The organism is Mycobacterium sp., from assembly GCF_035499775.1.
Taxonomy (GTDB): Bacteria; Actinomycetota; Actinomycetes; order Mycobacteriales; family Mycobacteriaceae; genus Mycobacterium.
Genome location: NZ_DATJYB010000263.1, coordinates 1 through 9,135, shown reverse-complemented (window position 1 = coordinate 9,135; position 9,135 = coordinate 1). Strand labels below are relative to the sequence as shown.

Here is a 9,135-nt window from a genome sequence, read left to right as displayed (position 1 = left end):
TCGACGATGCCCGCCACCCAGTCTGGCGGGCCCGCTCTGCGGGCGCGTGACGCCCAGCGGCTGCAGACGCGGGCACGAGTGTTCGAGGCCGCGGTGGCCGAGATCGGCCGGTCCGGCTTGGCCGGTGCCGATGTTGCGACGATCGCTACGGCGTCGGGAGTGTCGCGCGGCACGTTCTATTTCCACTTCCCGACCAAGGAGCACGTGCTGGTGGAATTGGAGTGGGCCGAAGAGGCCACGATCGTGGCGAAACTCGCTACGCCCGCGGCGGATCCGGATCTGATGTCGGTGCTGAAGCTGCTGGTGCGCCAGGTGCTGGCCGCCGAGCGACGATTGGGCCCCGTGGTCTTCAGAGACATGCTGGGCCTGCACTTTTCGTCAACCCGTCCGGTCGAGGACCAATTGGGTGAGCACCCGCTGGCAGAGTTCGTCATCGCCGTGATCACCCAGGCGCAGACCGCCGGACGGGTATCGCGTGATGCGGACCCGGGCGAGCTCGGGGTGATTTTTCTTACCGGACTATTCGCGTTGCTGGCCACGGGTGTACCCGCGTCCCGGGCGCGGACCGCACTTCTGGATCGCTATGTGACAACGGTTGTTAGGGGAATGGAGGAGCGATGATCGCTACGGGTATTGACGGCTACCGGGTTTACCTGGCGCAACGCGACGGCGAGGCGGACCTGCTGAATCGCCGGCTGACCAACCGCGAGGAATTCTTCGCCGCACTGGAGGCGGACCCGGTCCGCTCAGCGCGTCACATTGACCGGAATGTGTTCGCGCGCAATCTTCGTCGGCGCCGGCCCGAGCCCGGCCTCGATCGCGAGATGCTGTTTCTGCTGGCTACCGCCAAGCTGAACCAGGCGGAGCGATTCGGCGTGGGACTGGGCGAGACCTATGGGCGCAACAGCGGCGATGACACACTCCCGGAGCGGGTGTACATGGAGCTCGAGGAGCACTACCACACCCGCCTGCTTGCCTACGTGCTGGACATCTTCCGTCTGCCGTTCCAGGTGAGCCCGCCGCCGCTGGTGATGCGCCAGTTCGTCAAGCTCAACGTGTTCCTTCCCGAACGCCTCAGCTTCGCGTTTGTGGGCGCGGCCGAGATGGCCGGCTGTGTGATGTTCGACGAGCTGCGACGGGTCGGCGTCGATCTGTTCGCCGACGAGCCGGACGTGGCAGCGCGAATCGAACGGCTCTACAGCGACATTCTCACCGACGAGATCGGTCACGTGGGGTATTGCGCAGCCCGGTGTACCGCGGCGGAGCGCGCATTGATGCGTCGGCTCTACCCGCTCATCGGGCGCATGTTTGCGCGCCAAACCGCCGAGATCAGCCTGCTCGTCGACACCGCCGGGCTGCGGGCGCGTCTGGGCCGGCCGTTCGATCTCGAGGAGCTCGCCGCCGGCTTGTCCAACGACGCCTGCGTTGCCGCCTATCCGTGACCTACGTTGCGCGGCGAGTCCGGTACTAGATCTTGCGCACCAGGGCGGCGGCGCGCACGTCATCGCCGACGACGAATTGCATGCGCACCGCGTCGTCCTGACGCTCGGAACGGATGGTTACCGATTCACCGAACTTGATGGGGTTGCGGTATTCCAGCACGGCGCGATACGGCGCGGTCTCCAATTCGGGTACCTGGCCCAGTATCTCGTGCACACCGTGCCAGTAGATGGTGTTGTTGACGTGCTCGAAGAGGTCGATATCTGTGCGGCGCAGCGGAAATGGCGTCACGGTGCCGTCGTGGCCATCGTGGTCGTTGTCGGCCTGGTCGGTGAGCCAGGGACGCCACTTGAGCCGGTGGTTGTCGGTGGTGCTGCCGAAAAGCGCGATGCAGTCGTCGGTGAAGCGCGAGGGCGTCAGGGTGTCCTTGTTCATGCAGATCCAGAAACCCTCGGTTTCGATCCGTCCGCCGTCGGAACCCTCGAGCTGCACACGCATGTTGCACCAGCGGGTGGAAAGCGCTGCACACCAACGACGGAAGGTGATTTCGCTCGGTATCTCGATGGGCTTGAGGACGTCGATGACGGTGCGCAGAACGATCCAATGGGGATGGACGTCGGCCAGGTTGGCGTCGCCGAGATGCTCGGCGCCGACTTCCTGGATGTAGCGTGCGATGCCGTCGAGACGCAGTCGTTTGTGCTCGTCGATGTCCGATGTGGCCAGCCGCCAGCCTGTTTGGTAGACGTAACCCGAGTCGGGTAGGCCGACCAGTGGCAGGTCCCGTTCGGGATTGTGCGACACGTCTCTCCTCTAGCGTGGCTCGTCGATAACGTCGAAACTGTGCTCGCTGAGCAGCTTTTCGAGATGCTTGATGGCGGTGTCCTGCTTCTTCTGGAACATCGACACCACCCGGGCGCGCACCCGCGGCTTGTGCGACAGCGGTGGGAGCAGTTCGGCGAGCAGGTTCAACCGTGCGGTGCTGAGCCAGTCGGTCAGCTCGTCGTCGTCGAGCCAGCGACGTTGATTACACAGATCGGAATGCGTCAAGCGCATCCAGTCCAGATCGCGGTCCGGGTGTGGAATCGGTTTGCACAGCTCGTTTTTCAGCTCGTCGCCGTCATAGGCCAATTCGACGTGGGCGACGAACGCGGCGCTGAACACCTGTTGGCACCCGCGCACCGCCTGCAGGGTCAGGTGGTCGCCGTCGAAGATCGGCCGGGCCGGACGTTGTGGCGCTCCGTCAGCCGTGCAGTCGATGTAGAGGGCCGACGGAGAGGACGTGATCGATCCGCCGTCCAGCACGATCGCGGTGGGCTCGATGCGCTGGACGTGGCCCATCCTGACGACGTCCTCGATCCGGCGCAGTTGTTCGAATTCCAGCTGCGACAGAATTGCGCACCGAAACATGGTCGGACGTATCGAGGGGTCGAGGCGCAGCAAGGTTCCGGCGCTCTCCAGCCGATCGAACAGGTCGTCTGTCGATGTGGCTGCCCCGATCGCATCCAGCGTCGCGCCGTAGCCGGCCCGGAATTGCTTGATGAACGTCGGCCCGGGCTGCAGCGTTGCGCGGTCCATGATCCAGGAATCGCGGGGCATGATCCAAGTCAGCTGCTCCGGGCTGACGTCGTTGCGCAGCAGCCACAGACAGATGTCCATCCCGGTCTTGCCGGCACCGACGATCACGTACCGCTCTCGTGGGGCGTATCTCGCCAGCTCGCTCGGGGGGATGCAGTCGATGCCCGGTGCGACCGAGTAAGGCGCGGGTCGCATCGACGGCACGATCGCTTGCAAATAGGTTGAGTCGACGATTCGTTTATTGACAGTGACGACATATTCGGTACCTGACATGGTCCGGATCCGCCCGTCGCCGAGGTACTCGCTCATCGGAAAGTACTCAACCCGGCCAGTGGGCAGAAACTGCTGCTGCATGACCGCGTCGAAGTAGGCGGTTATCTCCCCGACGGGGGCCAGTTCGCCCAGTCCCTGGTTCCAGCCGAAGGAGTCAATAGTGTTGTTGCCCAATGCTCTTGAGTTGACACCGTAATACGCCGACGGTTGGTGCAGCCGGACAAACGGGTAGGCGGCGTTCCAGTGCCCACCCGGTTGATGGGCACGGTCGACAATGACCACGCGTGCCTCGGACTCGGCGATCAGCGTGTCGGTGAAAGCCATTCCCATGGCACCGGCGCCGATCACGAGGTAATCGGCCTCGATGGTTTTCGTGGACCCCCCCATCGGCACCTCCTTTGAGCAGGGGATCTGTCGACTGCGCCGGTACAGGGTAGCCCGTAGCCGCCAAGGATTACGAATAGCAGCATCGCTTTGTACACAGGTTTTACGTCGTGAGAGCGACCGAGCTGCTAAGGGAACGCGTTCGACGACAACGCTTTACGCCCGGCGATCGGGCCCGCGAGAATGACGGGGTGCCCTTCCCGCCGATCCGGACCTCGCGGCTGCTGATGCGCCCGATGACCCCGGGTGACGCTGCGGTGTTCGCCGCCTATCGCGACGATCCGGAGACCGCGCGCTACCAGGACTGGGACCTGCCCTATTCGGTGGACGACGCGCTCCGGATGATCGGCCGGCAAGATGCCGACGGCTGGCCGGTGCCGGGGGAGTGGATCCAGCTTGCGATCGAGCACGGCGGGTCACTCGTGGGCGACGTTGCCGTTCGGGTCGCGGAGGATGGCGCGTCGGCCCAGATCGGCTACACCCTGTCGCCGACGTCGCGGGGCCAGGGCTTCGCAACCGAGGCGGTGTCGGCGGTGCTCGAGCGCCTGCGCGGGACCGGGATCTCGACGTATCGGGCCTCCGTGGATCCGGCCAATGCCGGCTCGATCCGGTTGCTCGATCGCCTGGGCTTCAGCTACCTCGGCCGCACCGAACGTTCCGCGCTGGTTCGCGGCGAGTGGGTGGACGACGACCACTACGAGCTCACCTATTGATCAGCCGAGCTTCCCGCGCGGGCCAGCGCAGCGGTGCCGTATTTCTTCACGATCAGCGTCCACGGGTCGGCATACGGGCCGCGTCCTTCGGCGCGGCGCTGAAGCTTCAGGGCCGTGCGCAGCGCTGGGCGCAAGAGGGGGCCCAGCAGGCGCAACACCATGCGCAGCCGGGCCTGGGACTCGGCTACCAACGCCACCGACTGCTTCCATTCGTGCTGCTGGAAGTCCAGCAGCGCCTGCGATTCGGTGGTGTCGTACCAGCCGGTGAAACTCCAACCGCGGTCATCCTGGGGGTCGCCCGGCAAGCTGGCCGACGGTCCCAGGCGGCCCAGCCCAACCGCGGCCATGATGTCGTCCTCGAGGTCGCGTTGCAGCTTCACGTACGACTCGTTACCGCCGATGAGCAGCACCTTGCCCGCGACCGCGGCCCCGCGGTCCACGGCATTGGCGAACGCCAGCGCCGCATCGCGCGCGTCCACCATGTGCATGCGGTTGTCGCCCGGCGTCGCGCGGATCAGCAGCAGATAATCGCCGTCGACGTGGGCGTCCGGCGACACGACGCCGCCCAGCCGAAGCAGCGCGTGCGGCAGGCCGCTGGCCCGGATCGCGGCCTCGGCGAGCACCTTGTCCTCCCCGTACTGGTCGATGGGGTCCACCGGGGTGTCCGGGGTGATCCGCTCGGGATGGCGATAGGGGTTGCGCGATCCGTACACCGCGGCGCTGGAGGCCATCACAAACAGCGGCGCATCGCGCAGCGACCCCGCGGCCGCGAGTAGGTTCTCGGTACCGCCCACATTGACCTTCCGCGCCAGCGTGGGATTGCGGTACGACGGCGGCGAGACGATCGCGGCAAGGTGGATGATCGCTGCGGGTTGATGAGTCAGGACCAGCTCGCGCACTGCGGCTGCGTCCTGCAGGTCGATGTAGGCCGGGATCAGCCGCCCGGCGTGCTCGCCGGCCGACAGCTTTTTCGCAACGGCGGCGGTGCCGTCAGTTCGCAGGTCCGTCGCGATGACGGTTCGTCCCCGACTGAGCAGGATCTGGGCGCAGCGCCTACCGATCTGTCCGAACGCGCCGGTGACCAGGATGGTATCTGCAGTCATGCGGGTGCTATTTCTCGGTGAGGCGGCTGGCGAGTTTGGCGGTTGCGTTGCGGATACGCTCCGAGACGTAGCACGAGAACAGGGGAGTGACGATGTCTTCCCGCAGCCGAGTTAGCTTGGAGCTCTTGATAAGCCACTGCCCGTCGGTCTTCTCGTAGGTCTCGTGGTAGTGGCCGTAACCAACCAGACTCACGCCGGCTCCGAACCGGACGACGTCTTGCAGTGCCCACACCCCGCGCGCCGTCGTCGCCGACGTCAGCTCGATCTCCGGGGCATGCACCTGATGCGCGGTGGCCTGCGACCGCCGTCCGATGTTCTTTCGGGTGAAGGCCACGAAGTCGTCGGCCCCGACGATCAACTTGCCGCCGGCCTCCGCGGTGTCGCTGACGAAGTCGTCGGTGAAGATCGTCCGCCAGGCGGCCCAGTCCTTGGTGTCGAGGTATCGGCAGTAGCGGGCTTTGAGCTGCTTGATGGACTCGATGGCCAGCAGTGTGGTGGCGTCGTCGTTGACGCTCAGCTGCTGCGCGGGCTCCGTCATTGTCGGCTCGTTTCTTGGCGATCAGTGCTTCCCGACGGTGCGCGAAGCGTGACATTTAACGCTGAAACTGTAAACCACTAAGCTACCGCAATGGCCAAGGTGATCATTACCGGCGTCATCGTCGTGCTCGTCCTGGCGGGCGTGATCATCATGCGCCTGGTGACGAGGAACCGGGAACGTCGCGGAATATCGTCTTCCCTGGTCAAGCTCTATGGACTCTTGAGCGTGGCCGGCTTTGCCCTGTTATTGGCCTGGTCGGACGCTGACGCCGCCGTCAAGGCGGCCCGGCTTCACGTTGTTCGGTACGATCGCCGGGTTCCTTGCCGCGGCGAACATCCAAGATGAGCAGTCCGCTGCCGAGCCCGAACCCGAACCAGACCCGGATGAGTCACCGGAATAGCCCGGGCGGGTGCGGTACAGTCTTACGCACTGTTGGGCGATCGCTCAGCACCGTCGCGGCGGGAGGCCATCGGCGATGACGCGCAGACGGATTCAAAGCCGTGGTTGCTGAGTCGGTCGAGGAATTTCGCAGCCGGGCCAGGTCCTGGTTGGTGGCCAACCTGCCGCTCCTCGATCCCGACAACCCGGCGCTCGGCTCGCGTGACGGAGAAGAGGCCTGGGCACGGGCGCGCGAACTGCAAAAAGCCTTGTGGGACGGAGGCTTTGCGGGCATCTGCTTTCCCCGCGAGTACGGTGGGCTTGGACTGGGCTACGAGTACAAGAAGGCCTTCGACGCCGAGTGCCTCGCCTACGAGACACCGCTGATTCTCAACGTCCCGTCGTTCGCCATTTGCTGCGCAACGATCCTCGACATGGGTAGCGAGGAACAGAAGCGCGCTCACATCCCGGCTGCGCTGCGGGGCGAGGAGGTGCTGGTCCAGCTGCTGTCGGAACCCAGCGGTGGCTCGGACCTCGCCGGTGTCATCACCCGCGCCGACCACCGGGACGGACGATGGGTCATCAACGGCGCCAAGACGTGGAGCACCTGGGCATTCGCCGCGGACTACGGCCTATGCCTGGCCCGGACCGACTGGGAGGTTCCCAAACACGACGGGCTGACGATGTTCCTGGTGCCGCTCGGCCATCCGGGGATAACGATCAACCGCGTCCAGCAGGTCAACGGCTCGACCGAATTTTGTGAGGAGTTCTTTGACGACGTCGAGGTCGCTGACGACGCCGTGGTCGGCGGACCAGGCAAGGGTTGGGAGGTGGCGTCGCGGCAGATGTATCACGAGCGCCGCGCCATGGGCGACGGCTCGGAATACACCAGCGGGCCCGGAATCGCTGAGGCAGAAGATGTCTCGATCGATCTGGTCGCGGTGCTGCAAAGCGCGAATCAAGTCGACAGCGAACGCGCCTGCGAGCTGGTCGGCCGAGCCCTGGTCCATCGGGCGGTTCAGGGGCAGCTTAGTGAGCATGTCTTCCACGCGGTGGCCAACGGGGCCCTGCCGCCCGCGGCGGGATCGATCATCAGGTTGTACATGGCCGCGGTCCACCATGTCGAAACCGATACCGGCCTGGCCGTCGCGGGTTCGGCGGCCGTGGTCGAGGACGGCGCGCAACTGCTCGACGTCGGCAAGCGCTATCTTGGCCGTCAGATCGCCAGCATCGGTGGCGGCACCTCCGAAATGGCGCGCAACGTCATCGCCGAGCGGGTGTTGAACCTTCCCCGGGAGTACGCCGCAGACCGCGGCGTGCCGTTCAACCAGGTACGGCGAAACAGGCTGTCCTGAAACACTAGACGCCGGTGGAAGGGACGCGTAGTTGACCAGTCTTGCCAGTCGGCTGATGCCGGCGCTGCTTCGCTTCACGGGCAGGGGGCGCGTCTACGCGAGCGCCCAAACCGCCCGTGAGCACCTCGACCAGCGGGCGCTGCGGCCGCAGCCGTTCGGTCCACCAACTCGGTTGCGCACTGATGTGGATGTCCAGGTCCAGCGCCGAGCGGGTTGGCCCCTCTACACCGTGACTCCCAAGACCGGCACAGTGACACGGAGTGTCGTCTACCTGCACGGTGGTGCGTGGGTGAATGAAATCACTTCACAACATTGGCAATTGGCTGCTCAAATCGCAGCCGAGGCGCAGGTGCGGGTGATCGTTCCGATCTATCCGTTGACGCCGTTCGCCACCGCCGCGGACGTCATGCCGGTGATCGTCGAATTAGCCGCAGAATGCGCGTCAGCTGGCCATAGCGTTTGTCTGGCCGGCGACTCAGCGGGCGGGCAGATGGCGTTGTCGGCGGCGTTATCGCTGCGCGACGTCCACGCAATGACTCTTCCGAGGACCGTGTTGATCTCGCCGGTGCTGGATCTGTCGTTGGCCAATCCGGATATCAACGCGGCCGAGCTGGCTGACCCCTGGCTGGGACGCGAGGCGCTGCTGGCGTTTGCCGATCGATGGCGTGGTGAGCTGTCGCTGACCGATCCCCTTGCGAGTCCACTTGCGGGTGATCTGACCGGTCTGGGGCCGTTGACTGTATTCACCGGTACCCGTGACATCCTGAACCCCGACGCGCGGTTGCTGGCCCAAAAGGCCACTGCCGCAGGCGTAGATGTCGAGTACGTCGAACAGCCGGGCTTGTTGCATGTCTATCCGCTGACGCCCACTCCGGAAGGCCGTGCTGCGCGGGCGATTATCGTCCAGCGCCTGCGCAGCAGCCGCACTTGAGTAGTGTGCATACATGACTGCTGACGAGCAGTATTTTGACCTCGGCTCCTACCACCGGCCGATCGCAACCCCTTCCGCGCAAGCGCAGATCTGGTTCGACCGCGGCATGGTATGGGCATACGCGTTCAACCATGAAGAGGCGATCCGCTGCTTTGAGCGGGCTCTGGAATTCGATCCGGCCCTGGCCGTGGCGCATTGGGGGATCGCGTATTCGGTTGGGCCTAATTACAACAAGGCCTGGGAGGCGTTCGACCGGGTCGACCTTACGTCGTCGCTGGCTCGCGCGCGCATGGAACTTCAGTGGGCCGCCCGGGGCCGGGCCAGCCCCGTCGAGCAAGGGCTGATCGTCGCCCTTGCGGCTCGCTTTCCGACCGACGACCCGCACGACACGAAAGCCCTGCAGTCGGGTCTCGGCACCTACGCCGACGCAATGACGGCGCTGGCC

The 9,135-nt window shown here is 65.2% G+C and carries 11 protein-coding genes; 7 read left to right on the top strand and 4 right to left on the bottom strand.

Features of this window, described 5'->3' with window-relative positions:
* Window positions 1-6: 6 nt before the first annotated feature.
* Both VML93_RS17215 and VML93_RS17210 read left to right on the top strand, forming a co-directional pair.
* Window positions 7-621 carry a TetR/AcrR family transcriptional regulator gene (locus VML93_RS17215; protein ID WP_325612472.1) on the top strand — a complete coding sequence of 205 codons (615 nt, stop codon included), beginning with the start codon at window positions 7-9 and terminating at the stop codon, window positions 619-621.
* Complete coding sequence (locus tag VML93_RS17210) at window positions 618-1,442, top strand: hypothetical protein (protein WP_325612471.1); 825 nt, start codon at window positions 618-620, stop codon at window positions 1,440-1,442. The genes VML93_RS17215 and VML93_RS17210 overlap by 4 nt, the downstream gene beginning before the upstream one ends.
* Window positions 1,443-1,467: 25 nt before the next feature.
* Here the strand turns inward: VML93_RS17210 and VML93_RS17205 are convergent, their stop codons facing one another.
* The gene (locus tag VML93_RS17205; RefSeq protein ID WP_325612469.1) at window positions 1,468-2,241 is read right to left on the bottom strand and encodes an acyl-[acyl-carrier-protein] thioesterase; all 774 of its coding nucleotides are present in this window, start codon (window positions 2,239-2,241) and stop codon (window positions 1,468-1,470) included.
* A 9-nt stretch (window positions 2,242-2,250) separates the two neighbouring features.
* A complete protein-coding gene (locus tag VML93_RS17200; protein ID WP_325612468.1) occupies window positions 2,251-3,675 on the bottom strand; it encodes an NAD(P)-binding protein in 1,425 nt (474 codons plus the stop codon).
* Between the two features lie 107 nt (window positions 3,676-3,782).
* On the opposite strand from VML93_RS17200, the gene VML93_RS17195 reads away from it, so the two are divergent.
* Window positions 3,783-4,385: a GNAT family N-acetyltransferase gene (locus tag VML93_RS17195; protein WP_325612466.1), complete on the top strand. Its 603-nt coding sequence runs from the start codon at window positions 3,783-3,785 to the stop codon at window positions 4,383-4,385.
* Here VML93_RS17195 and VML93_RS17190 read toward each other — a convergent pair.
* Window positions 4,379-5,488 carry an NAD(P)-dependent oxidoreductase gene (locus VML93_RS17190; protein ID WP_325612464.1) on the bottom strand — a complete coding sequence of 370 codons (1,110 nt, stop codon included), beginning with the start codon at window positions 5,486-5,488 and terminating at the stop codon, window positions 4,379-4,381. The genes VML93_RS17195 and VML93_RS17190 overlap by 7 nt on opposite strands.
* A gap of 7 nt (window positions 5,489-5,495) precedes the next feature.
* Window positions 5,496-6,026: a nuclear transport factor 2 family protein gene (locus VML93_RS17185; RefSeq protein WP_325612462.1), complete on the bottom strand. Its 531-nt coding sequence runs from the start codon at window positions 6,024-6,026 to the stop codon at window positions 5,496-5,498.
* 90 nt (window positions 6,027-6,116) lie between these two features.
* Between VML93_RS17185 and VML93_RS17180 the strand changes: the two genes are divergently transcribed.
* The 4 genes from VML93_RS17180 to VML93_RS17165 all read left to right on the top strand — a co-directional run.
* Window positions 6,117-6,371, top strand: a complete 255-nt coding sequence (locus VML93_RS17180) for a hypothetical protein (protein WP_325612461.1) — start codon at window positions 6,117-6,119, stop codon at window positions 6,369-6,371.
* A gap of 155 nt (window positions 6,372-6,526) precedes the next feature.
* On the top strand, window positions 6,527-7,759 hold the full coding sequence (locus tag VML93_RS17175) for an acyl-CoA dehydrogenase family protein (RefSeq protein ID WP_325612460.1): 1,233 nt from the start codon (window positions 6,527-6,529) through the stop codon (window positions 7,757-7,759).
* A 31-nt stretch (window positions 7,760-7,790) separates the two neighbouring features.
* Complete coding sequence (locus VML93_RS17170) at window positions 7,791-8,690, top strand: alpha/beta hydrolase (RefSeq protein ID WP_325612458.1); 900 nt, start codon at window positions 7,791-7,793, stop codon at window positions 8,688-8,690.
* 13 nt (window positions 8,691-8,703) lie between these two features.
* The coding region (locus tag VML93_RS17165) for a tetratricopeptide repeat protein (RefSeq protein ID WP_325612455.1) at window positions 8,704-9,135 on the top strand (432 nt) is incomplete at its 3' end.